Origin of the sequence: Haloplanus natans DSM 17983, from assembly GCF_000427685.1 — an archaeon.
GTDB lineage: Archaea > Halobacteriota > Halobacteria > Halobacteriales > Haloferacaceae > Haloplanus > Haloplanus natans.
This window is the reverse complement of sequence record NZ_KE386573.1, coordinates 1847491-1870074: the sequence shown is the minus strand read 5'-3', so window position 1 is coordinate 1870074 and position 22584 is coordinate 1847491. Positions and strand designations below refer to the sequence as shown.

The 22584-nt window shown below is 68.4% G+C and carries 25 protein-coding genes; 13 read left to right on the top strand and 12 right to left on the bottom strand.

What is annotated here, in order from left to right:
• Positions 1-15 precede the first annotated feature (15 nt).
• A complete protein-coding gene (gene coaBC / locus HALNA_RS11705) occupies positions 16-1185 on the bottom strand; it encodes a bifunctional phosphopantothenoylcysteine decarboxylase/phosphopantothenate--cysteine ligase CoaBC (protein ID WP_049936551.1) in 1170 nt (389 codons plus the stop codon).
• A gap of 143 nt (positions 1186-1328) precedes the next feature.
• Between coaBC and HALNA_RS11700 the strand changes: the two genes are divergently transcribed.
• Genes HALNA_RS11700 through HALNA_RS11690 form a run of 3 tightly spaced genes read left to right on the top strand, consistent with a single transcriptional unit; the run spans position 1329 to position 3666 of the window.
• On the top strand, positions 1329-2108 hold the full coding sequence (locus HALNA_RS11700) for a hypothetical protein (RefSeq protein WP_169719038.1): 780 nt from the start codon (positions 1329-1331) through the stop codon (positions 2106-2108).
• Between the two features lie 37 nt (positions 2109-2145).
• Complete coding sequence (locus tag HALNA_RS11695) at positions 2146-2895, top strand: ribonuclease H-like domain-containing protein (protein ID WP_049936549.1); 750 nt, start codon at positions 2146-2148, stop codon at positions 2893-2895.
• A gap of 42 nt (positions 2896-2937) precedes the next feature.
• Positions 2938-3666 (top strand): dolichyl-phosphate hexose transferase, encoded by a 729-nt coding sequence (locus tag HALNA_RS11690; protein WP_049936548.1) that lies wholly within the window; start codon positions 2938-2940, stop codon positions 3664-3666.
• Here the strand turns inward: HALNA_RS11690 and HALNA_RS11685 are convergent.
• Positions 3663-3860, bottom strand: coding sequence for a DUF5800 family protein (locus HALNA_RS11685; protein ID WP_049936547.1), 198 nt, complete (start codon positions 3858-3860; stop codon positions 3663-3665). The two genes, HALNA_RS11690 and HALNA_RS11685, sit on opposite strands and share 4 nt — an antisense overlap.
• Positions 3861-4014: 154 nt before the next feature.
• Between HALNA_RS11685 and HALNA_RS11680 the strand changes: the two genes are divergently transcribed.
• Entirely contained in the window at positions 4015-4866 is an 852-nt protein-coding gene (locus tag HALNA_RS11680; protein WP_049936546.1) for a polymer-forming cytoskeletal protein, read from the top strand.
• Positions 4867-4885: 19 nt separating this feature from the next.
• On the opposite strand, the gene HALNA_RS11675 is transcribed toward HALNA_RS11680, so the two are convergent.
• Both HALNA_RS11675 and HALNA_RS11670 read right to left on the bottom strand, forming a co-directional pair.
• Complete coding sequence (locus HALNA_RS11675; RefSeq protein ID WP_049936545.1) at positions 4886-5314, bottom strand: type II toxin-antitoxin system VapC family toxin; 429 nt, start codon at positions 5312-5314, stop codon at positions 4886-4888.
• On the bottom strand, positions 5311-5586 hold the full coding sequence (locus tag HALNA_RS11670) for a hypothetical protein (RefSeq protein ID WP_049936544.1): 276 nt from the start codon (positions 5584-5586) through the stop codon (positions 5311-5313). The genes HALNA_RS11675 and HALNA_RS11670 overlap by 4 nt, the downstream gene beginning before the upstream one ends.
• A gap of 100 nt (positions 5587-5686) precedes the next feature.
• Between HALNA_RS11670 and HALNA_RS11665 the strand changes: the two genes are divergently transcribed.
• On the top strand, positions 5687-6868 hold the full coding sequence (locus HALNA_RS11665; RefSeq protein WP_049936543.1) for a redox-regulated ATPase YchF: 1182 nt from the start codon (positions 5687-5689) through the stop codon (positions 6866-6868).
• A 183-nt stretch (positions 6869-7051) separates the two neighbouring features.
• On the opposite strand, the gene HALNA_RS11660 is transcribed toward HALNA_RS11665, so the two are convergent.
• Complete coding sequence (locus HALNA_RS11660; protein ID WP_049936542.1) at positions 7052-8185, bottom strand: pyridoxal phosphate-dependent aminotransferase; 1134 nt, start codon at positions 8183-8185, stop codon at positions 7052-7054.
• Entirely contained in the window at positions 8182-8340 is a 159-nt protein-coding gene (locus HALNA_RS20610; RefSeq protein WP_169719037.1) for a hypothetical protein, read from the bottom strand. The genes HALNA_RS11660 and HALNA_RS20610 overlap by 4 nt, the downstream gene beginning before the upstream one ends.
• A 52-nt stretch (positions 8341-8392) precedes the next feature.
• Between HALNA_RS20610 and HALNA_RS11655 the strand changes: the two genes are divergently transcribed.
• The 3 genes from HALNA_RS11655 (at position 8393) to HALNA_RS11645 (ending at position 11488) form a co-directional block, all read left to right on the top strand.
• Entirely contained in the window at positions 8393-9739 is a 1347-nt protein-coding gene (locus tag HALNA_RS11655; protein ID WP_084510002.1) for a DEAD/DEAH box helicase, read from the top strand.
• 61 nt (positions 9740-9800) lie between these two features.
• Positions 9801-11192: a lamin tail domain-containing protein gene (locus HALNA_RS11650; RefSeq protein WP_049936541.1), complete on the top strand. Its 1392-nt coding sequence runs from the start codon at positions 9801-9803 to the stop codon at positions 11190-11192.
• A complete protein-coding gene (locus HALNA_RS11645) occupies positions 11189-11488 on the top strand; it encodes a DUF3006 domain-containing protein (RefSeq protein WP_049936540.1) in 300 nt (99 codons plus the stop codon). The genes HALNA_RS11650 and HALNA_RS11645 overlap by 4 nt, the downstream gene beginning before the upstream one ends.
• 15 nt (positions 11489-11503) lie before the next feature.
• Here HALNA_RS11645 and HALNA_RS11640 read toward each other — a convergent pair whose 3' ends face one another.
• Positions 11504-11884, bottom strand: a complete 381-nt coding sequence (locus HALNA_RS11640; RefSeq protein WP_049936539.1) for a hypothetical protein — start codon at positions 11882-11884, stop codon at positions 11504-11506.
• A 104-nt stretch (positions 11885-11988) separates the two neighbouring features.
• Here HALNA_RS11640 and HALNA_RS11635 point away from each other — a divergent pair, with 104 nt between their 5' ends.
• From HALNA_RS11635 to HALNA_RS11620, 4 genes are all read left to right on the top strand, one after another.
• Complete coding sequence (locus tag HALNA_RS11635) at positions 11989-13491, top strand: DUF790 family protein (RefSeq protein ID WP_049936538.1); 1503 nt, start codon at positions 11989-11991, stop codon at positions 13489-13491.
• 180 nt (positions 13492-13671) lie between these two features.
• Positions 13672-14943 (top strand): multicopper oxidase domain-containing protein, encoded by a 1272-nt coding sequence (locus tag HALNA_RS11630; protein WP_049936537.1) that lies wholly within the window; start codon positions 13672-13674, stop codon positions 14941-14943.
• Position 14944: 1 nt separating this feature from the next.
• Positions 14945-16174 (top strand): ZIP family metal transporter, encoded by a 1230-nt coding sequence (locus tag HALNA_RS11625; RefSeq protein WP_049936536.1) that lies wholly within the window; start codon positions 14945-14947, stop codon positions 16172-16174.
• Complete coding sequence (locus HALNA_RS11620; RefSeq protein WP_049936535.1) at positions 16171-16575, top strand: plastocyanin/azurin family copper-binding protein; 405 nt, start codon at positions 16171-16173, stop codon at positions 16573-16575. Before HALNA_RS11625 ends, HALNA_RS11620 begins: the two co-directional genes overlap by 4 nt.
• On the opposite strand, the gene HALNA_RS11615 is transcribed toward HALNA_RS11620, so the two are convergent.
• The 5 genes from HALNA_RS11615 to HALNA_RS11595 all read right to left on the bottom strand — a co-directional run bounded on the left by HALNA_RS11615 (position 16572) and on the right by HALNA_RS11595 (position 20393).
• Positions 16572-17378, bottom strand: coding sequence for an alpha/beta fold hydrolase (locus tag HALNA_RS11615; RefSeq protein WP_049936534.1), 807 nt, complete (start codon positions 17376-17378; stop codon positions 16572-16574). The two genes, HALNA_RS11620 and HALNA_RS11615, sit on opposite strands and share 4 nt — an antisense overlap.
• A 75-nt stretch (positions 17379-17453) precedes the next feature.
• Positions 17454-17966 (bottom strand): DUF7122 family protein, encoded by a 513-nt coding sequence (locus HALNA_RS11610; RefSeq protein ID WP_049936533.1) that lies wholly within the window; start codon positions 17964-17966, stop codon positions 17454-17456.
• On the bottom strand, positions 17963-18886 hold the full coding sequence (locus HALNA_RS11605) for an RsmB/NOP family class I SAM-dependent RNA methyltransferase (RefSeq protein WP_049936532.1): 924 nt from the start codon (positions 18884-18886) through the stop codon (positions 17963-17965). Before HALNA_RS11605 ends, HALNA_RS11610 begins: the two co-directional genes overlap by 4 nt.
• A 44-nt stretch (positions 18887-18930) precedes the next feature.
• A complete protein-coding gene (locus HALNA_RS11600; protein WP_084510159.1) occupies positions 18931-19776 on the bottom strand; it encodes a hypothetical protein in 846 nt (281 codons plus the stop codon).
• A 95-nt stretch (positions 19777-19871) separates the two neighbouring features.
• A complete protein-coding gene (locus tag HALNA_RS11595; protein WP_049936531.1) occupies positions 19872-20393 on the bottom strand; it encodes a DUF7344 domain-containing protein in 522 nt (173 codons plus the stop codon).
• 317 nt (positions 20394-20710) lie between these two features.
• On the opposite strand from HALNA_RS11595, the gene HALNA_RS21190 reads away from it, so the two are divergent.
• A complete protein-coding gene (locus tag HALNA_RS21190; RefSeq protein ID WP_049936530.1) occupies positions 20711-22543 on the top strand; it encodes a vWA domain-containing protein in 1833 nt (610 codons plus the stop codon).
• Positions 22544-22584 lie beyond the last annotated feature (41 nt).

Genomic DNA, 22584 nt, shown 5'->3' with positions numbered 1-22584 from the left:
TCACAGCAAACCGTATCACTCCAGTGCCGCCGCGACCCCGTCCGCGACGCGGTCGCCGAGGCCGGCTTTCGATCCCGCGTACGTCTCGACCCCGTCATCGACGACGAGCGCCCGCGTCCCCGACCCGCCCATCACGGCCGTGGCGTCGTTGGCGACGACGAAGGCGAGACCCACCCGGTCCCGGAGCGCGCGTGCTTGCGCGACCATCGCGTCGTCGTCGCCGCTCGTCTCGGCTTTGAACCCGACCATCGTGAGGTCGGGATGGGCGTCGCGAACGGTATCGAGCAGTTTCGGCGTCGGCTCCAGATCGAGGGTCCGGGGCTTGCCCGACCGGATCTTCTCGGGTGCCGTCTCGACCGTGAAATCGGAGATGGCGGCGGCGGAGACGAGGGCGTCCGCGGGGGCGACACCGTCGCCGCCGACCGCCAACTTCACGGCGTCGAGCATCGCGGCCGCGCTCTCGGCGCGGCGCACGTCGGCGTAGGGCACGTCCGGGCCGTCGTGGACGAGCGTCACGTCGGCGCCCCGGACGTAGCAGGCGCGGGCGACGGCGCGGCCGGTCCGCCCGGAGGCGCGGTTCGAGAGCGTCCGGATGGGGTCGATCGACTCCGTCGTCGCGCCGCTGGTGACGACGACGTGTTGGCCCGAAAGCGTCGCTGGCGTCGTCGCCCGCGCCGTCGCGGTCACGATGGCGTCCTCGCTCGCTATCTTCGCTTTCCCCTCCTCGATCCGCGGGTCGACGAAGTCGACGCCCCAGGATTCGACGGCGTCGATGGCCTCTAGCACGCCGGGATGGTCGTACATCGGTTCGTGCATCGCGGGAGCGATCACGACCGGCACCCCGGCGCCGAGGGCGGTCGTCGCACACGTCGTCACGGGCGTATCGTCGACGGCGGCGGCGATCTTTCCCACCGTGTTCGCCGTCGCGGGCGCGATCAGGAGCACGTCGGCCCAGCCCTCGCGCCCGCAGAGGGCGACGTGTTCGACCGCGCCCGTGATCTCCGTCACCGGCGGGCGCTCCGTCGCGAACTCCAGTGCCCAGGGATGGACGATGCCCGTCGCACTCGGCGTCGTGACGGCGCGGACGCTCGCCCCCTCCCGGCGGAGTTCGTGGGCGAGTTCCACCGTCTTCACCGTCGCGATACTCCCGGTGACGCCCAGGGCGACGTTGGTGTCTGCCAGCATTCGTCCCCCTTTCCGTAGCGAGGGTATTAAGCGTCGGCCGTCCCGGCCGCCGTGTGCCCCTGGCACACGCCGGCGTCGCGAGCGACGACGGCGCCGTGTCCCGCACCTATTTGTCCGTCGGCCGAGTCCGTCGACCTGCCCTCATGTCGCTCGACATCCCCGCTGCCCTCGAGGACGGACTCGCCCGCCTCCCGACTCGCGTCGCGGCCATCCTGTTCGCGGTGTACCTCGCCATCGGCACGATATCGACCGTCATCGGGAGTACACTCAGCCGCGCCGTCGTCGACGCCCTCCAGACGACGATACCCGCCGACGCCACCGCGCCGACGACGCCCGGGATGGGCGGAGGCGCATTCGCCCTCGACGTGAGCCTCCCCGTCGCGGTTGCCCTCTTTCTGGCACAGGTCGTGCTCGCACAGGTCGTCGGCGTCGTCGCCATCCGGACGTTCGTCAGCGACGCCCGGGCGTCGTTCCCGACGGGGCTGACCAGCCACCTGCCGTGGGTGGTGCTCAACGCCCTCGTCGCCGGCTTCGTCGTCAACGTGTTGATCGGCCTCGGTGCAATCCTGCTCGTCATCCCGGGCATCTACCTCGCCGTGGCGCTCTATTTCGTCCAGTTCGAGGTGATCGTCGAGGAGAGAAACGCCATCGACGCCCTGCGGACCGGCTGGGAGCTGACGAAGGGGGACCGACTCGCCGTCTTTCTCCTCTTGCTCGTCATCTTCGCCATCGGACTGGCGAGTGCCGTCCCCGGCATCCTGCTCGGATTCGTCGGCGCGCCGACGCTCGTCGTCACCGCGGTCAGCGTCGCCCTCGGCGCCGTGGCGGGCCTGATCGGTGTCGCCATCGGCGCGCGGGCGTACGTTCAGTTGAAACCCGACGGCTGGTCGCCCGGGCTGGGTTCGCCCTCGCCGTTCGCGTAAACGCGACGTTTTTGACCCCCGGCTCACCACTACCGGTGTGCGCATCGAGAACAGTTTCATCCCGATCCGGGGCGTCGGCGAGACGACCGAGCGCCGCCTCTGGGAGGCCGGCGTCACCCACTGGGACGCGTTCGACGGCTCCGTCGTCGGTCCGACGACCGCCGACCGTATCCACGACTTCGTCGACGTGGCGACCGACCACCTCCGACGGGGCGACGCCCGCTTTTTCGACGAGGCCTTCCCCGCCGGCGAGCGCTGGCGTCTCTACGAGAACTTCCGCGACGATGCCTGTTTCTTCGACATCGAGACCACCGGCCTCGACGCCGCGCGCAACGACGTGACGACGGTCAGTTGCTACCGCGACGGCGAGACGACGACGCTCGTCCGCGGCGACAACCTCACCGCCGGGGCGCTCCGCGAGCAGTTCGCGGACGCCCCGCTGATCGTCTCGTTCAACGGCGCCCGCTTCGACGTGCCCTTCCTCGAGGAGTCGTTCCCGCTCTCCATCGATGCCCCCCACCTCGACTTGATGTACCCCTGTCGGCGCCTCGACCTGACCGGCGGCCTCAAGCGCATCGAGACGGCTGTGGGAATAGACCGCGACCGCCCCGACATCTCCGGCGAGGACGCCGTCCGCCTCTGGCGGGAGTACGAACGCGGCGACGACGACGCCCTCGATACGCTCGTCTCGTACAACCGCGAGGACACGGAGAACCTCGAACGACTCGCCGATCTGGTCACGACACGCCTCCACGACACCTGCTGTCCCGCCGACGCGACGTTTTAGGCAAACCTAAACGCTCAAGTACGGGGACTCGTTGGTACGGATATGGACGAGTACACCGTCGACGACGTGGCCGTCGTCATGGGGACGTACAACGAGGAGGAGGCCATCGGGAGCGTACTCGCGGACATCGACCGGGTGACCGACGGCCGGGCCGAGGTGGTCTGTGTCGACGGATCGAGCGACCGGACGCCGGCGATTGCGCGCGGGATGGGTGCCCGAGTGATCGAACAGGAGCCACAGGGCTACGGCGTCGCCGTCCGTGAGGCCGTCCTCACGCCGGATCGGCCGGTGATCGTCACCACCGACTGTGACGACACCTACCCGATGGAGCGGATTCCGGACTTTCTCGACCGCATCAACGAGGGGTACGACGTGGTGAGCGGCGACCGGATCACGCCCGGCCCGGAGACGATGCCGGCGCTCAACCGACTCGGGAACCGCGCGTTCGCGGGTCTCGCCAGCGTCCTCCTCGGTCGCCGACTCCACGACGTGACGACGGGGATGCGCGCCTACCGGCGCGACCTGCTCCACCGCATCGAGTGGACCGAGAATACGGGCCTCTCGGCGGAACTCCTGATGCGTCCCGTCGCCCGCAACGACCGAGTGACGGAGGTGCCCATCGACTACGACGAGCGAGCGGGCGAGACGAAACTCGATCCGTTCCGCGGCGGCGCCGCCATCGCGAAATCCATCCTCCGAATCGGTATCGAGGAACGCTTCGGCACCTCGCTCGATTCGGTGACGACGACCGACCGCGTGGAGCGTACCTAGCGGATAATATCGCCGATCCGCCGCGGTTCGCCGCTGAGTGCGGGGCTTTTCTCGACCATCTGTAACACCTCGTGGTCGGTCACGTCCGGGTACGACTTCCCGACCGCCTCCTCGATCAGGGACTTCTCCAGTCGGAATTCGGTTCCCTCGTAGACGACGTCGACGCCGTTCTCGTCGAAGGAGAGCGCGGTCATGGCGGGCCGTAGTCGACGGCCGCAAAAAACCCTGCCGTCACGCGGGCGTCGGCGGCGTCCGTGGCCACGGAGCGTGGCTCCTCGCCGTCGACGGCCACACCGTCAGCCTTGCGTCTGACGGCCGTTTTAATACGAGAAGTGCGAAAGAACCCGCGTGGCACTCGGGAGGGACCCCCTCGATGCGCTGGAGATTCCGGACGGGACGACCGTCGAGGAGCACGACCTGGTCGTCGATGGGGACGTGATCGTCGGCGGGCAGAGCACCGTCGAGTTCGGCGTCCGCGGCCGCAACGTCGTCGCGGGCGAGCGCGTCCGCTTCGGCGGCGACATCGAGGCCGAGGGCGACTGCCGGCTCGATATGTGGTGTGACGTGGCCGGGAACGTCCTCGTCGGCGACGACGCCTACCTCGGCGAACGCGTCCACGTCGGCGGACAGCTGATGGTCTCGGGCGACCTGGACATCGGCGACGACGTGGAGATAGAGGAGGGGTTCGAGGCCAACGGCTGGATCGTCATCCGGAACCCCGTCCCGACGCTCGTCTTCTATTTCATCGTCCTCTCGCAACTCCTGCGGGTGGGGGAGACGGACGCCGCCGACGAAATCGCGGAGGCTCTCGGCGGCGACGCCCCCGACGACCCGCTGGTGATCCCCCGCGGCGGCGACGTCTCCGACGACTCGTGGCAGGTGTCGACGCCCGCCCACGTCGGCGACGGCTGTCGGCTCCACGGCAACGTCCGCGCGAAATCCATCGACATGGGCGCCGACAACAACGTCTTCGGGAGTTTGCGCGCCCGCGGCGACATCGCCGTCGAGTCGGGCACCCGTATCCACGGCGACGTGACCACCCGCGGCGGCACCGTCGAACTGGCCGACGGCGTGCGCGTCCTCGGCGACGTCTCCTGTACCGACCTCGAACTCCACGAGGACGCGGTGGTCGACGGCTCGATTCGGTCGCGTGGCGAGATGCGGATCGTTCGGCCCGAGGCGAAACGGGAGATCGAGTGACTGAGAGTCGACGAGCCGTTTACCGTCCCGGTTCGATGCGGTCGACGAGTCCGTCGAAGTCGGTGTCGAAACTCAACACGGCGTCGATGCCCCGCGACTCACACTGCGCGACGATCGTCGCGTCGGTGAAACTCAGGTCGTGATCGTCGTACCGACGAAAGACAGCGAGCGACGCCCGAACGTCGTCCGGTTCGACGTGTAAGGTCTCGACGGTCTGTGGAAACGATCCGTCGCCGAGGATTCGCTTGGCGACGGTGTTCGCCGCCCCGAACGATCCCGTTCGCGTCCGCGTGAGCGTCACCGTCTCGTCCAGTACGTAATCGTTCGTGTAGGGCTGGCCGTACGCCCCGTCGAGCAGTTCGTCGAACGCGTCGACGGCCGCCTCGTGTCGCTCCGCGTCCGTATCGTGATGCGCGAAGAACACGCCCGTGTCGACGAGGACGCTCATCCGTACAGCACGTCGTCGATGTCCTCCTCGCTCGTCGTAGTCCCGGAGGAGACCATCCCCTCGTGAAACGCTTCGCGTTCGGCGTCAGCGAGGGGTACGCGCTCCTCGCGGAACGAGTCGACGAGGTCGGCCTTGGACTCGATTGCCTCCTCGACGAGTCGCGCCAGCAGTTCCTGCTGGGTGACTCTTCTCCCCGTTTGCAGCCGAATTTCGGCCTGTAGCCGTTCGAGACGGGCCTTGGTGTCGTCGTCCATCTTCACCGACGTGGCCATACGGTCGGTAGTATCTTCTACTGCGTAAATGTTACCACCAACACCGATCCCGCGTCGAGTCGACCGAAACTAAATTCCCCGCGACCGACCAGAGTCCACTATGCTCTCTCTCGCGCTCGCGGGCAAGCCCAACGCGGGCAAGTCTACGGTTTTCAAGGCGGCGACGCGCGCGGACGTCGACGTGGCGAACTACCCCTTCACCACCATCGACGCCAACCGCGGCGTCACCCACGCCCGCACGGAGTGTCCCTGTCTCGCCCGCGACGAGCGGTGTGGCAACGAGCGCTGTCACGACGGGAAGCGGTACGTCCCCGTCGAACTCCTCGACGTGGCGGGGCTAGTGCCGGGCGCCCACGAGGGGAAGGGGCTCGGCAACCAGTTTCTCGACGAACTCACGAACGCGGACGCCATCCTGAACGTCGTCGACGCCTCCGGCGGGACGAACGCCGAGGGCGACCCCGTCGAAGTCGGCACGTACGACCCCGTCGAGGAAGTCGACTTCGTCGAACGCGAGATGGACCAGTGGCTCGCGGGGATCATTTCCCGCAACTGGGAGTCCGTCGAGCGAAAGTCCCGATCACCGGAGTTCGACATCGACGAGGCGCTGACGGAACTGCTCACGGGGTTCGGAGCGACAGTTGCCGACGTGGCTGCCAGCCTCCGTACGCTCGACTACCCCGAGGACCCGATCCAGTGGACCGACGAGAATCGCGCCGAACTCGCCCGCGAGATTCGCGCGCGCACCAAACCCCTCGTCGTCGTCGCCAACAAGGCCGACGTGGCGCCGCCGGAGAACATGCGGCGCCTCCGCGAGACGGACAAACCCGTGATCCCCGCGACGGCGGACGGCGAACTCGCCCTGCGCACCGCGGCGGAAGCCGGCGTCGTCGACTACGACCCCGGGGACACGGACTTCGAAATCATCGGCGACGTGACCGACGCCCAGCGCGAGGGCCTGAACCGCATCCGTGACGTGATGGAGACGTACGGCGGCACGGGCGTGCAGGCCGCCATCGACCACGCCGTCTACGACCTGCTCGATCGCATCACCGTCTTTCCGGTGCAAAACGAGACGAAATGGACCGACGGAAGCGGGAATGTCCTGCCCGACGCCGTCCTCCTGCCCCGCGAGTCGACGCCGCCGGATCTCGCCTACGCCATCCACACCGACATCGGGGAGGGCTACCTCCACGCTGTCGACGCCCGGTCGGACCGCCGGATCGGCGAAGACCACGACCTGTCCGAAGGCGACGTCATCAAAATCGTCAGCACCGCGAAGTGAGGGAGGGGGTTGCCGCCCGAATCGTCAGCGGGCGAAGAAACTTACGACGCGTGGATAGTTTAACGTAGCGTTCGTGCCACTCGGACCAGTTTATTCGAGTTTATTCTCCCGTCGAGGGCGAACGCCTCGACGGTGACCGTGGCGGGTCGTCGCCTAAGTGATCGGCCTACCGCAAAGACGGCGCTACGCGCGCAGGTCGGTCAGCACTCGCTCCATCACGTCAAGCGCCTCGCGGAGCGACTCGGTGTCGTTGGCGTAGGAGAGGCGCGCGTGTCCAGCCCCCCCGTCGCCGAACGCCTCGCCGGGGACGACGACGACGCCGCGGTCGATGCAGGCGTCGACGAACCCCTCGGGCACCTTCGGCATCGCGTAGAACGCGCCCTTCGGTCTCGGCACTTCGACGCCCATCTCCTCGAAGCGACTCAAAAGGAGGTTCCGGCGCTCCTCGAACGTCTCGCGCATCTCGTCGATGACGCCCTGTGGGCCGGTGAGGGCGGCCTCGGCGGCGTACTGCGCCGGCGCCGACGCGCAGGCCTGCACGTACTGGTGGACGCGGAGCATCCGCTCGATCCGACGGGTGGAGGCGACCACCCACCCCAGTCGCCACCCGGTCATCGAGTAGGTCTTCGAACAGCCGTTGACGACGACCACGCTGTCGGTGTCGGCGTAGGAGATGGGGGAGTGGTGGGCGCCCTCGAAGACGAAGGGTTCGTACACTTCGTCGGAGAGACAGACCACGTCGTGTTCGTCGGCGATGCGGGCGAACTCGCGGATGTCGGCTTCGGGCGACACCGCACCCGTCGGGTTGCCGGGGCTGTTGACGACGAACATCGCCGTGTCGTCGGTGATGGCCTCCTCGACCGTCGCCGGATCGAGCGTCAGGTCGTCACGCAGGGGGACGGGCTTGGGCGTCCCGCCGGCCACCTTGGTCAGCGCGTCGTAGGAGACGAAGCCCGGATCGGGGAAGATGACCTCCTCGCCGGGGTCGACGTGCGCCTCGATGGCGAGGTGGAGCGCCTCGCTCCCGCCGGCCGTCGCGACGATATCGCCGGGGTCGACGTCGATCCCCTGATCGCGTCGGTGTTTCGCGGCGATGGCCTCGCGCAGGGACTCGATCCCCTTGTTGCTCGTGTAGGCGTCGGCCTTCCCGGCCTCGATTGCCTCGACGGCCGCCTGCCGGGCGTGGGTCGGCGCCGGGAAGTCCGGTTGGCCGAGACCGAGGTTGATGGCGTCGTCGCCGGCAGCCTCGAACACCTCGCGGATGCCGCTGATGGAGATGGCTTCGACGCGGGCGGCGAACTCGCCGTCGCCGCTCATTCCTCGCCCTCGTAGGTGTCGCGGAGGGTCGAGACGTGATCGCCCAGTCGCGAGAGCGCGGCGTCGGCGTCGACGTAACCGTCGTCGTACTCGTCGTAGACGCGTTCGGCAGCGTCGAGAAAGTCCGCCACCGCCGTATCGAGGTCGTCGGTCATACCCCATCGGCGGGGCGGAGGGCATATATTTCCACCCCTCGAAGCCGGCGGCGTGACGCTTCGCCTCCGGTTCGCCGACGGTGCGATCGTCCTCCGTGGAGAGCGGTCGCAACGCCTTCGCGACGCCCTCTCGCTGACCGTCGACGACCGCAGCGAGACGCTCCGTGCTCCCGCCCACCGCTACGCCGACCTCCGAGACGCCCTCGATGCGGCCGGCCTCGACTACGAGGACCGGGTGTTCGACTCCGACCGCCTCTCGCTCGCGACCGACTACGACCTCCGTGACTACCAGTCCGCGGCGCTCGACGCCTGGGCGGCCAACGGCCGTCGGGGCGTCCTCGAACTCCCGACGGGGAGCGGCAAGACGGTCGTCGCCGTCGCCGCGATGGCCGCGCTCGGAGCGCCGACGCTCGTCGTCGTCCCTACCGTCGACCTCCTCACCCAGTGGCGCCGCGAGGTGGAGACGGAGTTCGGCGTCGACGTGGGACAACTCGGGGGCGGCGAGCAACGCATCGAGGACCTGACCGTCGCCACCTACGACTCCGCGTATCTCCGCGCCGACGAGGTCGGCGACCGCTTCGAGTTCGTCGTTTTCGACGAGGTACACCACCTCGGCGCCGAGGGCTACCGCGACATCGCGCGGCTCCTGGCCGCACCTGCCCGTCTCGGCCTCACGGCGACGTTCGAACGCCCGGACGGCGCCCACGAGGTGATCGCGGAACTGGTCGGCCCCGTCGTCTACGACCTCGACGTGGACGACCTAGCGGGCGAACATCTCGCCGACTACGAACTCCGGCGGATCGAGGTCGACCTCACGGACGCGGAACGCGAGGCCTACGAGGCGGCACAGGGAACCTTCGTCGACTACCTCAAAACGTCGGGGCTCTCCCTCTCCTCCGGCAGCGACTATCAGGAACTCGTGATGCGGTCGGGGTCGGACCCGCGGGCGCGAGAAGCCCTCCTGGCCAAGCAGGAGGCTCGCGAGATCATGATGAACGCGGACGCGAAAGTCGACGCGCTGGCTCGCCTGCTGGATCGCCACCGCGACGACCGGGTCATCGTCTTCACCGCTCACACCGACCTCGTCTACCGCCTCTCCGAACGCTTCCTGCTCCCGGCGATCACGGGCGAGACGGGGGCGAGCGAGCGTCGGGCGGTCCTCGACCGCTTTCGCGAGGGGACCTACGGCCGTATCGTGACCGCGAACGTCCTCGACGAGGGGATCGACGTGCCCGACGCCAACGTCGCCGTCGTCCTCTCGGGGAGCGGGAGCGAACGCGAGTTCACGCAACGGCTGGGCCGTGTCCTGCGCCCCAAATCGGACGGCGGGCGGGCGCTCTGTTACGAAGTCGTGAGCGCCGAGACGGCCGAAGAACGGGTGGCCGAACGCAGGCGGTAGGCGTCGAGTGCGCTGTGCCGACGGGCGAACCACCTTTGACGTGGCACGCCGTAGCCGAACCATGTCGCGAACGGCCCGGGTGGCCCTACTCGCTCTCGTCGTCGTCCTCGCGGGGTGTGGCGGCGCCGGGTCGACCGACGAACTCGCCGAGACTTCGGCACCGACGGCGACGGCGGGCGCCGACGGGACGCTCGAAGTACACTCCATCAACGTCGGGCAGTCGGTGAGCACGCTCGTCGTCGGACCGACCGGCGAGACGATGCTGATCGATACGGGCCACTACAACGACGACGGCGCGTACGTGCTGACGTATCTGGAGCGCCGGGGCATCGACCGCATCGACCACCTCGTCGTCTCGCACAACGACGCGGACCACATCGGCGGCAACGCGGCGATCATCGACCACTACGAGACGGAGGCCGGCGGTATCGGCGCCGTCTACGACCCGGGCATCGCGGCGAGCACCCGGACGTACGAACGCTACCTCGACGCCGTCGAGACACACGACGTGACGCTGTACGAGACGCGTCAAGGTGACGAGATCCGGTTCGAGGGCGTCGGCGTGGCGGTGTTTGGACCTCCCGAACCCTACCTGGAAGACGGTGCTCGAAACGATAACAGCATCGTCCTCAAACTCACCCACGGCGAGACGAGTTTCCTCCTCACCGGTGACGCCGAGGACGACCAGGAGGCCTACCTCGTCGATCGGTACGGCGACCGGCTCCGATCGACCGTACTGAAGGCCGGCCATCACGGCTCGTCGAGTTCCTCCAGCGGCGCCCTCCTGGACGCGGTTCGGCCGAGCGCCGTCGTCGTGTCGAGCGCCTACGACTCCCAGTATGGCCACCCGACCGAGGCGGTGCTTGGGCGGTTGTCCGACCGCTCGCTGCCGACTTACTGGACGGCGACCCACGGCGACATCGTCTTCGTCAGCGACGGACGCGGGATCACCGTCCGGACGCAGGCGGCGGCCCCCACCGATCCGCTCGCCCTCCGCGACGCCGACGACGTGGACCCCGGAAACCAGAGCATTGTCGCCGACCGCGCCCGTCTCGGGGGCAGTGCGGTGACGGCCCGGACGGCGGCGCCGACCGTGACCGACGGCGGCACCCGGACCGACGGGACGCTGGTCGTCGGGGAAATCGTCCCCGACCCCGACGGCTCCGACCGGGAGAACCTCGACGACGAGTACGTGGTCTTCGAGAACGCGGGTGACGAACCCCTGGATCTCTCCGGCTGGACGGTCGAGGACGGGGCCGGTCGGACGTACACCGTCCCCGACGGGTACGTCCTCGACGCCGGGGGGACGGTGACGCTGCGGACCGGCACCGGAACCGACACCGACGCCGATATGTACTGGGGGTCGGGATCGGCTATCTGGAACAACGACGGCGACACGGTGATCGTCCGCAACAGTGACGGTGACCCGGTGTTACGGGAGACGTATCCATGACCGATATCGACGCGCTGGCGGACGGCCGTTACACGGCGGTCGTCGATTCCGTCGAGGACGGTTTCGCGACCGTATTCTTCGAGGACGACGGCGAAGAAGTCGGGAACGCGGTACTCGATGCCTCGGCGCTGCCCGAGGCGGCACGGCACGCCGACGCTATACTGCGGGTCACGGTCGTCGACGGGGCACTGGTCGAGAGCGAGTACGACGCCGAGCGGACGGCTGACCGGGCCGAACGAGCCCAGGATCGGTTCGACCGCCTGTCCGAACGACCGCCGTCGGACGGGGAGTCGTAGCCGGGGGCGCCGGCCCTACACCCACGTCGAGTTCAGCGAACCGTTACCCGAGAAGTCGTCGTAGGCCACGTCGATAAAGTCGAAGACTACGCCGCGTTCCGTGTTGGCCGCGACGGTCACCGTCTGGCGCTTTTCGGTGCGCATGTCCCCAGCGCGGACGCGGATGCGGAGCGTCCGCGTCCGCTGGGTGGTCGTCTCGTTACGGACCGTCGCGACGACCCGCAGATGGCCGTCCTCGGCCTCCTCGACGGCCAGATCGGTGACGCGCAGCGATCGAGTCGGTGCGGCGGTCGGTTCGCTCGGCGTCGGCGGGGTTCGCGGTCCGGTCGCTCCCGGCAGATCAGAACAGCCGCCGAGGAGGGCGATGCCGAGAGCGAGGAGGCGACGCCGCTTCATACCCGACGGCTCCCCCGCGACGGACAAGAGCGTTTCCCACGACGGCCGCGTCGGCCCCCGTCCCGAGCGGCGGGTCTTTACTTCCACCACCCCCAGACCCGACCGTGCTCACGAAGGACCTCCTCCGCGTGTCGCGGGCGGGCGGCGGCTACCACCCGCAGTTCGCCGACCGGAGCCACCGGCCGCTGGCCGCACGCGTGATGGGACTCTTCGAGTCATACGTCGGCCGGCCGCGGGCGGATCTGGAGGCCGCCCTCGCCGATCTGGAACCCGAGGCCGATCACTTCAAACTCGTCCGCGGGTTCGCGGCGCTGTGTGAACGCGACGCCGCCTTCGAGACGCGGGCAGCGGTGCCGCCGGAGCGCGCGCGACGGGTCGCCTTCGAGGCCGGTGAGACGGTGGGCGTCGTCAGCGAGGCGGACCGCGACCGGGCGCTTTCCCGCGCGGCCGACCGCCTCGGCGTCGACGCCGACGCCCTGGCGGACTCGCTCTACGCCGACCGCGACCCCCGACAGGTCCTCGCCGCCTTCGATCCGCGGTGGGGTCCGGACGGCCTGCTCACCCAGTACAACCTCTCGCTCGCGCAAACGGCGCTGTTCGACGCCGTCGAGGTGCGAATCCGGAGCTCGGATCCGAAGGCGCTGATCTCGGCCGTGAAGCGCCTCGGCCTCATGTACGAGGTGCGCCGGACCGACACGGGTCGGGAGGTGGTCGTCACCGGCCCCGATCATCTCTTTCGGCGCACCCGCCGTTACGGCACCGCGTTCGCCCGCCTGCTTCGCTCGGTCGCAAAGAGTTCGGAGTGGCGTCTCGAAGCGACGGTCGACGACCGGGGCACCGACCGCGAACTCGTCCTCACCGACGCCGACGTGTCGGTGCCGGGGGTCGAACCGGTCGCGGAGCCGACTTACGACAGCGGCGTCGAGGCCGACTTCGCCGCCCGATTCGGAGCACTGGATCTCGACTGGGAGCTCGCCCGCGAACCCGAACCCCTCGCCGCCGGCGCGCGGGTGATGATCCCCGACTTCGCCTTCGACTACCGCTTCGCCGACTTCACCGTCTTCTTCGAGATCATGGGCTTCTGGACGCCCGAATACGTCGAGAAGAAACTCGGGCAACTCGCCGATGTCGAGGACGTTGAGCTGCTCGTCGCCGTCGACGAGAGCCTCGGCGTCGGGGAGGAGATAGAGACACGCGATCACCGCGCGATCACTTACTCCGGATCGGTGCGGGTAAAGGACGTTGTCGACGCGCTTCGGGCGTACGAGGAGGAGTTGGTGACGGAAAACCGCGCCACCCTGCCGGACGAACTCCGGCCCGAGGCGGACGTGATCGGTCTCGACGCTCTGGCCGCCGACCACGGGGTGAGCGCGGACGCTCTCGATTCGGTGGCGTTCCCCGATCACGAACGCGTCGGGCGGACGCTCGTCCGCCCCGGCGTCCTTGACGCGGTGGGCGACCGTCTCGAACCCGGCCGAACACTGGCGGAAGCGGAAGCGATCCTCGACGAGTACGGACTCGACGACGCAAGCGCCGTCCTCTCGGCGCTCGATCTCCGCGTCGAGTGGGAAGGCTTGAGCGGTGGAACGCTCCGACGGGCGGAGTAGGCGACGCCTGGTTCACTGCCTCGACAGCGCCGACGCCGTGACCGCGTAGCGAACGCGACGGACGTTGCCAAAGTTTATATTTAGACACATCTAATTTATAATCATGATGTCATCAAGTACCAAGATGAATTCGCGTCCACTGGGGACGCTTTCGGCGTCGATTTCGGGGATGGGGCCGTGATGCCCTCGACGACGTACGGGCGTGCACGGGCGCTCACCGAACGACTCGAGACGCGGTTGGCCGATTCGCTCGAATCGGAGTTGACGACCACTCGACGGGCGGTCCTCGGCGGCCTCGGACTCGCCGGCGGGTCGGCCCTGGCCGGCGTCGGCCGGGCGGATCGCCACGACGCCTCGGCGGGCCACGACGAGGACGACCACCGCCACGGCAACTTCGGCGCCGTCGGCGAGTACCGCGACCTCGATTTCGATCCGCACGACTACCTCAGGCGGTTCAACACCGGGAACGGCGAGAGCGAGAACGTCCCGCAGGACGTCTACGAGGAGGACGGCCGGACGGTCCGGGAGTTCACGCTCACCGCCATCGATACGTCCGTCGCTATCGCGCCGGGCATCGAGTTCTCGGCGTGGGCGTACAACGGGCAGGTGCCCGGTCCCACGCTCCGCGCCGTCGAGGGCGACCTGATCCGCGTCCACTTCGAGAACCTCGGGCGCCACGCCCACACCATCCACCCGCATCTGCGGAACCCGAACCCAGCGATGGACGGGGTTCCGACCAACGGCCCCGGCGTCCTCGACACCGGCGAGTCCTACACCTACGAGTGGATCGCCCAGCCCGCGGGCTGTCACTTCTATCACTGCCACTCGCTCCCGCTCAAGGAGCACATCCACCGCGGCCTCTACGGCGCGATCGTCGTCGATCCCGACCCCGTACGGGTCGCCGAGCGACCCGCGGAGTACTGCGATTTCCACTCCTCACAGATCACCGAGGAACTCCGCGCCGACCTCGTCAGCGAGGCGGAGTCGCGGAACCACGAGTCCGCCGCAAACGACGCCGTCGACGAGATGGTGATGGTGATGAACGGCTTCGACACGAACTTCGACGGGGGTAACGAGGTGTACGCGGTCAACACCCGCGCGTTCGCCTACGGCGTCGGCGAGACTGACGGCGAGGGCAACTGGGCGGCCGGCGAGACGAAACACCCCATCCAGATCGACCGGACACGTCGCCAGCGGGTGTATCTCATCAACGCCATCGAGTTCGACCTCGTCAACTCCTTTCACACCCACTCGCAGTTCTTCGACTACTACGACCACGGGACCACGTTGCGACCGACCCACGAGACGATCGATACGATCATGCAGTGTCAGGCACAGCGAGGCATCCTCGAACTGGACTACTCGACCCACGACCCCGGCCTGTATATGTTCCACGCCCACCAGTCCGAGTTCGCCGAACTCGGGTGGATGAGCTTCTTCGAGGTGGTCTGAGATGAGCAAATCCACCGACGGCGGAACGCTACACCGAGCCGACCGGCCGCTTGGCCTGCCGCGCTGGGTCGCGGCCGCCCTCCCCGTCGTCTTACTGGCGCTCATCGTCGTCGGTTTCGTCGTCACAAGCCCGTTCGCGTCGCTCGATGCCGGCGGCGACCCCCTGCCCGACGTGACGGTGACCCACACCACCCTGCCGGACGACGAGACGGTCGTTCTCCACGTCACGAACAACGGCCCCGACTCGGTGACGATTTCGCAGGTGCTCGTCGCCGAGGCGTACTGGAACTTCGACGTGCGGGGCGCGGGCGGGGACGCCACGCTCGCCCCCCGGCAGAGCGCGCGGGTGGTCGTTCCGTACCACTGGAACCCCGGCTGGGACCTCGAGTTCGCGCTCGTCCTCTCGGACGGGTCGACGGTCCACCACTCCCTCGTCGCGCCCAGCGAGTCGCCGGGGCTGACGACCGACCTCCTCGTGACGATGGTCGTCATCGGCCTGTTCGTCGGCGTCATCCCCGTCGCCCTGGGGATGCTGTGGTTCCCCTTCCTGCAGTCGATGAGCGACCGCTGGCTCCACGCCATCCTCGCCTTTTCAGCCGGCATCCTCGTCTTCCTCGCGTTCGACGCCGGATTCGAGGCGTTCGAACTCGCCGACCGGGTGCCCGGCGCGTTCGAGGGGCCGGCGCTCGTTGCCCTCGGCATCCTCGGTGCCCTCCTCGCGGTGCAGTCGGTCAGCGCGTGGCGTGAGGGGCGGGCGGCGGACGGCGACGAACGCGCACGGAGCGGGCTCTGGATCGCCTATCTCGTCGCTCTCGGCATCGGCCTCCACAACCTCGCGGAGGGTCTCGCCATCGGGAGTTCGTTCGCCCTCGGCCGCGTCTCGCTCGGCGCCTTCCTCGTCATCGGGTTCATGATCCACAACGTGACGGAGGGTCCTGCCGTGGTGGCGCCCGTCGCCCGCGGCGAGCGCCCACCGCTGTCGCAGTTCGCCGCTCTGGGTGCCCTCGCAGGAGCGCCCGTCATCCTCGGCGGGTGGCTGGGCAGTCTGGCCTACTCGCCGACGCTCGGGGCGCTCTTTCTCGCCGTCGGCGTCGGCGCCATCCTGCAGGTCGTCTGGGAACTCCGCGGGATGATCGGCCGCCGTGGCCGCACTGGGACGGCGCTCAACCTCGTCGCCTTCCTCGTCGGTCTCGTCGTGATGTACGCCACCGACCTCCTCGTCGCGCTATGAGACGCCGAGGCGTCCTTCGACTCGGCGGGGCGGGGCTCGTCGCCCTCGCCGGCTGTTCGTCCGTCGGCGGATCGGCCGACGCGAAGCGCGTCTCGATGGCCGGCGACTTCACGTACGACCCGGAACGCCTCGGCGTCGACGCCGGGACGACCGTCCGTTGGGTCAACCACGACGACGTGGGACACACGGTGACAGCCTACGGCGGGAAGGTTCCGGCCGACGACGCTTACTTCGCCAGCGGCGGGTTCGAGTCCGAACGCGCCGCGCGAAACGACATCACCGGCGGCGTCGTCGCCCCGGACGACGCCTACGAACACACGTTCGCCACCGCCGGCACCTACGACTACTTCTGTGTCCCACACGAGGGGTCGGGCATGACCGGTCGCGTCGTCGTCCGCTAGACGAACCGGGCGACCTCCTCGTTGAACCGTTCCGCTTCCTCCCAGAACGGGCAGTGGCCGCTGTCCGTGAAGGGGACGTGGGTCGCGTTCGGCATCGCGTCTTCGAGCCACGCACCCACGTCCGTCGGAAAGATGTCGCTTTGCTCGCCGTAGATCAGGAGCGCGGGCACGTCCACCTCGCTCACCACGGGCCGGAGATCCGAGTACGTCATATCGAGGAAGATATCGACGGTGACGCCCGTCGGCGTCTTCGTCGTCTCGGCGTACATCTCGTCGACGAGGCGGTCGTCGATCGTGTCGGCGAACATCGCCTGCACGAACGGCTTGCCGGCCGACGGCCGGTTGTACTCCAAGTTGGTCGCGAGTTCCGTCGCCGCCTCCCCCGAGAACTCGCCCAACAGGCCGTGCTCCCACCCGTCGTCGGTGTGGAACTTCGGGCTCTGGTCGACGAAGACAACCTTCGACAGCCCGTCGGTCCCGAACTGGTCGACGTAGTTGAGGATCACCGCCGTTCCCATCGACCACCCGACGGGCGTCACGCCGTCGAGGTCGAGGTGGTCGATCAACCCGCGTACGTCGCGGGCGTACCCCGCGAGCGTATGCCCCGCGTCCGTCTTCCCCGACTTGCCGTGACCCCGGAGGTCCATCGCGACGACCCGGTGCTCCTCGGCGAGGGCGTCGACGTTGCGCTGCCACCAGTACGTCGAGTTCATCGTCCACCCGTGAATCAGGAGAACTGGGTCGCCTTCACCGCGGTCGGTGTAGTAGATCGGTACGCCGTCGGTAGCTTCGAAATACGCCATCCTGAAACACCGTTCAGGGAAACGACAGGTGGGGTGTTATACCTACCCCCGTGACGGCGACGACGCACGCCGCCCTTACTCCGGCGGCGACAACGACGCACGCCGCCCTTTCGGCACCACCGACCGCAACTCGTCGTGGACGTAGAGGCCGACGCCGATGGGTTCGGCGCCGCCCGCGAGTTCGTGAGCGACGATCAGATAGCCCCAGTCGCCGTCCCACTCGGGTTCGAGGTCATCGCCGGCGAGAAAGCGCCGGGCGTCGGCTTCCTCGAGCGTGATGACGTTCCGTGTCGCTTCCCGTCCGAACCGCTGGACGGCGTTGGTCGTCGGCTTCCAGTGTTCCTGTCGGGTGCGCAGGAACGTCATGCCGAGACCCTCCACAGCGGTGGGGGTAGGCAGATCGGCGGCGAAGATCCACACCTTCCCCGCGCCCTTCTCCCAGAAGGTGTCGCCGTCGAACGTGTCTGCGGGCACGCCGAATCGGTCGACCCACCACTCGATCACCTCGCGCCGGGTCGCTCGCCCCGCTACCTCGCGGTCGGCGGCCGTGGCGGGCAGGCGGTCGAAGCGCTGGCCGTCGTTTTTCATCCTCCTACCTCCACTTTCGCACAGAAGAACCCGCCCGTGTCGTTGTGGTGTGGGTAGATTCGGAGCGCCTTCGCGACGCTCGGATCGTACTCCTCGCCGTCCCACTCGGTGACGCCGGGGACGCCGTCGAGCGGCGAATCGACCTCGACGAGACGGCAGTCCTCGGCGTCGAGGACGTGATCAAGCACCGCCTCGTTCTCCTCGGGCGCGAACGTACAGGTGGAGTAGACGACGGTCCCGCCGGGGCGGGTCGCCTGGACCGCCCGCCGGAGGATTCCCTTCTGGACGCCGGCGACGCTGTGGACGTGGTCCAGGCTCCAGGTGTCGAAGGCGTCGGGGTTCTTGCGGATCGTCCCCTCGCAGGAACAGGGCGCGTCGACGAGGACGCGGTCGAAGGCGTCGACGCCGCCGCGTGCCTCCCCGAGCGGCTTCAGCGAGAAGTTGCGCGCGTCTTGGTTGGTGACGACGAGGTTCGTCACTCCGAGGCGTTCGGCGTTGTGGCGGAGCGCGGAGAGGCGACCGAGGTTGTTGTCGTTGCCGACGAGGAGGCCGTCGTCGTCCACGAGCGCCGCGAGTTGCGTGGTCTTGCTGCCCGGGGCGGCGCAGGCGTCCCACACCCGGTCGCCGGGTTGCGGGTCGAGAAGCAGGGCCGGCAGGTTCGACACCTCCTCCTGGCCGTGAATCCAGCCGTGGGCGTGGGGCCAGTTGCGGCCGGGGGAGTCCCCGGGCAGGCGGAAAACGCCGGGGTGCCAGTCGGTCGGGACGTGATAGATACCCTCGGCGTCGAGGGCGTCGCGCACCCGCTCGACGGTCGCTTTGATCGTGTTGACGCGGACGACCGACGGCAGGGGCCGATCACAGGCCGCCCGGAAGGCGTCGGGTTCGTCGACGAGCGATTCGTACCGCTCCAGCGGAGTCATCGACGGGGATTCGCGGGGGGAGGGTTAGTGGGTTTCGACCGCGGTCAGGCCGCGGGGGCGGCGCCGTCGGCGGGCGTGTCGCCCGCTTCCAGTACGCGCACGTCGAAGTCGGCTTCGAGCAGGCGTGCGCCACAGTCGGAACACGACACCGCGATCACGTCGTAGTTCCGACAGCAGGAGCGAACGACCTCCTGGCCGAGTTCGACGGGGGCATCACACGCCGGACAGCGTTCCAGAAAGAGGCGAAGCGCGCCGAGGAGTTCGCTCCGGGCGGCCAGCGGGATGGCGCGCCAGCGTGGCACCCAGTCGTCGAGTTCGCGCGCGGCGGCCACGTCGGCGACGAAGGCCGCCCGCGATTCCCAACGGCCGATCCGCTCGCCGTCGAGGTTGGCGACGACCGCGTCGCCGTAGCGCTGGATGTCGAGACTGTGGGCGTCGAGGTCGGTCAACGCACCGAGTTCCATCGCGTCGAGGCGTTCGCTCTCGGCCTCGCTCAGCCCGACCCGTTCGGCGTCGGCCATGCGCTCGGTCCACGCCGCCGCGAAGGCCGGCGCCAGAACCAGGTCGTCGTCGCCGTCTTCGAGGACGCCCGCGGCGACGAGCGTCTCCTCTACGTCGACGTCGGTGGCAGCCGGTTCCATCTTGTCGAAGACCGCCAGGAGCCAGTCGGGGAAGTACCGACGGGTGACCGTCGGCGTCCCCGGGACGAGGTAGCCCCGGAGATAGATGGTGAGCAGCGCACCGAGGAAGGCGAGGGCGCCGAGCGGTGGGGTGACGAGACCGAGCGCTAGCGCGCCGACGGCTGCGACGGCCACGTTCGTGATCGTACAGGGGAGACACCGGTTCGCGCCGGTGTACTCGGGGTTCTGGTATCTGGTGATGGATCTCATGATTGCGGGCCGCCGTCCGAAGGCGGCGTCGGTGACGGTCGAAACGCGCGATTCGGGTATAGGTATGGCCGCCTTGCCGGCCGGAGCGGGTGCGGTCACCGCCGTCGGAACAGGCGCTCGACCGTCCGTCGGACGCGCCAGCGGCCGTCCCAGAGTTGGACCGCTCCGGAGACGGCGAACGTCGCGAGCGTGCCGCTCGCCCAGAGCAGGGGGTCGAGCGCGCCGACGACCGGGAGGCCGGTCAGCGACCCGATCACTAGCACCAGGCCGAAGACCCCGAGCCCACGGTAGTACTCGCCCCACGTGACTCCCAACCCGTTCAGCACGTCCATATGCCGGCCAACGACGCGGACGGCGGGCCGAACGTGGACGAGGCTTCGTTCGCGGTCGTACTCGACCACGCCCAACGCCTGCAGTTTCGGGAGGTGTGTCTGGTGAAGCGACGTGTAGACGCTCTCGCGGACCCGGGCCGGCGGCGGCGACTGCCCCGTCTCCGTCTCGGCGATGGCCGTCGATAGGTCACGCACGGTGACGGTGCCGGGCGAGGCGTCGAGCCGTTCGATCACTGCCCGGCGTCGCTCGTTTGCGAGCAGTCCGTGAATCTGGCACTCCGTCATGTGTCGTCGCGAAATCCCCCAAGTCATCACTGATCGACATCGAGGCGCGAGACGGCTATAGGTATGATCAGCATCCCCGGATCGACGGCCCGCGAAACTGATCGTTAAGCACCGGCAGGCCGGCCGATCCACGGAGTCAGGACCGCCCTGCCAGCTCCCAACGAGTCCGTAGAAACCGCTATAGCACCCATAGAAGGTCCTAAGCTACCGTTTGGAACGCGGGCGGCGGTGATTACCTATGTACCCTGGCCACCCAGGGGAAGTTGTCCCGAACCGGAAAGCCGGCGACCGTCGGCTGCGGCGGGCACTCAACCACCATGACTAACGACCGACAATTCAGCGTTTCCCGGCGCAAAGTACTCGCAGGCCTCGGCACGATCGGTATCGCCTCCGCGGGCGCGGGCCTCGGCACGACTGCGTACTTCAGCGACCAGGAGACGTTCCAGAACAACCAGTTGACGGCCGGCACGCTCGACCTGCTCGTCGACTGGGAAGAACACTACTTCGACGGCTCCGCGGGAATGGAGTACGTCGAGTACGTCGACCCCACGGACGAGGGCGCGTACGTCCTCCCCGCAGTCGAGAACCCCGACGCCCGCGCCATCGCGGTGCGTTTCGTGGGTGACGGTACCGACCAGGAGAACAAGGACGCCTTCTGGGACGCAACCTCCATCGAGGCGCTCCCGGACCCCGACAACGACGGCATTCAGGACTCCCTCGACAACGTCGACGTGTGTGCGCTCGGCCCCGAAGACGGCCTCCGACTGGCCAACGTCGGCAACGAGGACGCCGAGGAGCGCAGCGAGGGGCTCTACCAGAGCAACCGCACCAGCAACGACCACACCAGCGCGGGCGACCCGCTCATCAATCTGGGCGACGTGAAGCCCGGCGACTTCGGCGAGGTAACCTTCAGCTTCCACCTCTGTGACAACCCGGGCTACGTCTGGGTCAACGGCATGCTCGACGAGGAACTGACGGGCGAAGGCGTCATCACCGAACCCGAGCGCAACGACCCCCAGGAGGTCGACGGCGTCGTCGAACTCCTCGACGAGCTGCAAGTGCGGATGTGGTACGACCCGGACTGTGACAACCAGGCCGAGCGGACCGGCGACGTGGACGTCATGCTCGCCATCGACACGTCCGGCTCGATCCAGGGGCAGGAACAGACCGACCTCGAAGCCGGTATCGGGCAGTTCGTCGCCGCGCTGCCGACCGACGGCTCCGCTCAAGTGGGTGCCGTGAGCTTCGGCGGCGGCAACGTGACCGGCCTCTCCGGGCTCGCAGCGCCCGGCTCCTTCAGCCTCCCGAGCCTGAGCTACGGTGGTAACACACCCCTACCCGCGGCCATCGACATCGCGGATCAGGTGCTCGACGATCAGGGTCGGCCCGACGCCCTGCCCGTCATCGTCGTCATCTCCGACGGCGGCCCGAACTACAGCGACGACACCACCCTGACCTACTCGGCGACGGTCGGTGGCTCCTCGTACACGGCCCCCCGCACCGACTCCGGCTTCTCGGCGAACGACGGGACGGTCGGCTACGACGGCGGGTCCACCGACTCCTCGGTCAACGCGGCCGAACAGGACGAGACAGCGGTGGTCGCGGACCTCGTCAAGGCCGGCGCCGGTGGCTCCCGGATCGCCGTCCTCAACATCGGCGACGACCCGAACGCGGATCTGGGCGACGGGACGGACCTGAGCGTCTACCTGCAGACCGAAATCGCCAGCTCCGGGTTCTACCGCGAGACCCCCGTCAGCAACTTCCCGGACGTCGCCGACGACATCGCGAACGAGGTCACCGTCGAGGAAGAGGTCTTCTTCAACGGCACCCTCCGCGCCGCACTCGACGCGATGATGGCCAACGACGGCCGCGGTATCCCGCTCGACGGCGACCGCACGACCGGCTTCGACGAGGTGTCCGACCCCGAGAACGACCCGGACCGCGACGCGTTCACGGGCCAGGGCGTCACCCACTGCCTGGGCTTCCAGTGGTGGCTCCCCGTCGACCACGCGAACCAGATTCAGGGCGACACCGTCGCCTTCGACGTCGGGTTCTACGCGGAACAGAGCCGGCACAACGACGGCGCCGGCCAGACCCCCGAAAACGGGAGCGCACAGAACGGAACACCCGTGGCGCCGACCCAGGAGTAACCCCTCCGACCCGGTGAGCGCCCCCGTCTTCGTTCGCTGAT

Coding starts and splice junctions, on each gene's coding strand:
- HALNA_RS11670 (WP_049936544.1), bottom strand. CDS start 5,586: ATGGCCACGTCGGTGAAGATGGACGACGACACCAAGGCCCGTCTCGAA.
- HALNA_RS11690 (WP_049936548.1), top strand. CDS start 2,938: ATGGACGAGTACACCGTCGACGACGTGGCCGTCGTCATGGGGACGTAC.
- HALNA_RS11615 (WP_049936534.1), bottom strand. CDS start 17,378: ATGGCGTATTTCGAAGCTACCGACGGCGTACCGATCTACTACACCGAC.
- HALNA_RS11600 (WP_084510159.1), bottom strand. CDS start 19,776: ATGAGATCCATCACCAGATACCAGAACCCCGAGTACACCGGCGCGAAC.
- HALNA_RS11610 (WP_049936533.1), bottom strand. CDS start 17,966: ATGAAAAACGACGGCCAGCGCTTCGACCGCCTGCCCGCCACGGCCGCC.
- HALNA_RS11645 (WP_049936540.1), top strand. CDS start 11,189: ATGACCGATATCGACGCGCTGGCGGACGGCCGTTACACGGCGGTCGTC.
- HALNA_RS11665 (WP_049936543.1), top strand. CDS start 5,687: ATGCTCTCTCTCGCGCTCGCGGGCAAGCCCAACGCGGGCAAGTCTACG.
- HALNA_RS11595 (WP_049936531.1), bottom strand. CDS start 20,393: ATGACGGAGTGCCAGATTCACGGACTGCTCGCAAACGAGCGACGCCGG.
- HALNA_RS11650 (WP_049936541.1), top strand. CDS start 9,801: ATGTCGCGAACGGCCCGGGTGGCCCTACTCGCTCTCGTCGTCGTCCTC.
- HALNA_RS11620 (WP_049936535.1), top strand. CDS start 16,171: ATGAGACGCCGAGGCGTCCTTCGACTCGGCGGGGCGGGGCTCGTCGCC.
- HALNA_RS21190 (WP_049936530.1), top strand. CDS start 20,711: ATGACTAACGACCGACAATTCAGCGTTTCCCGGCGCAAAGTACTCGCA.
- coaBC (WP_049936551.1), bottom strand. CDS start 1,185: ATGCTGGCAGACACCAACGTCGCCCTGGGCGTCACCGGGAGTATCGCG.
- HALNA_RS11630 (WP_049936537.1), top strand. CDS start 13,672: ATGCCCTCGACGACGTACGGGCGTGCACGGGCGCTCACCGAACGACTC.
- HALNA_RS20610 (WP_169719037.1), bottom strand. CDS start 8,340: ATGACCGACGACCTCGATACGGCGGTGGCGGACTTTCTCGACGCTGCC.
- HALNA_RS11660 (WP_049936542.1), bottom strand. CDS start 8,185: ATGAGCGGCGACGGCGAGTTCGCCGCCCGCGTCGAAGCCATCTCCATC.
- HALNA_RS11675 (WP_049936545.1), bottom strand. CDS start 5,314: ATGAGCGTCCTCGTCGACACGGGCGTGTTCTTCGCGCATCACGATACG.
- HALNA_RS11605 (WP_049936532.1), bottom strand. CDS start 18,886: ATGACTCCGCTGGAGCGGTACGAATCGCTCGTCGACGAACCCGACGCC.
- HALNA_RS11700 (WP_169719038.1), top strand. CDS start 1,329: ATGTCGCTCGACATCCCCGCTGCCCTCGAGGACGGACTCGCCCGCCTC.
- HALNA_RS11640 (WP_049936539.1), bottom strand. CDS start 11,884: ATGAAGCGGCGTCGCCTCCTCGCTCTCGGCATCGCCCTCCTCGGCGGC.
- HALNA_RS11625 (WP_049936536.1), top strand. CDS start 14,945: ATGAGCAAATCCACCGACGGCGGAACGCTACACCGAGCCGACCGGCCG.
- HALNA_RS11685 (WP_049936547.1), bottom strand. CDS start 3,860: ATGACCGCGCTCTCCTTCGACGAGAACGGCGTCGACGTCGTCTACGAG.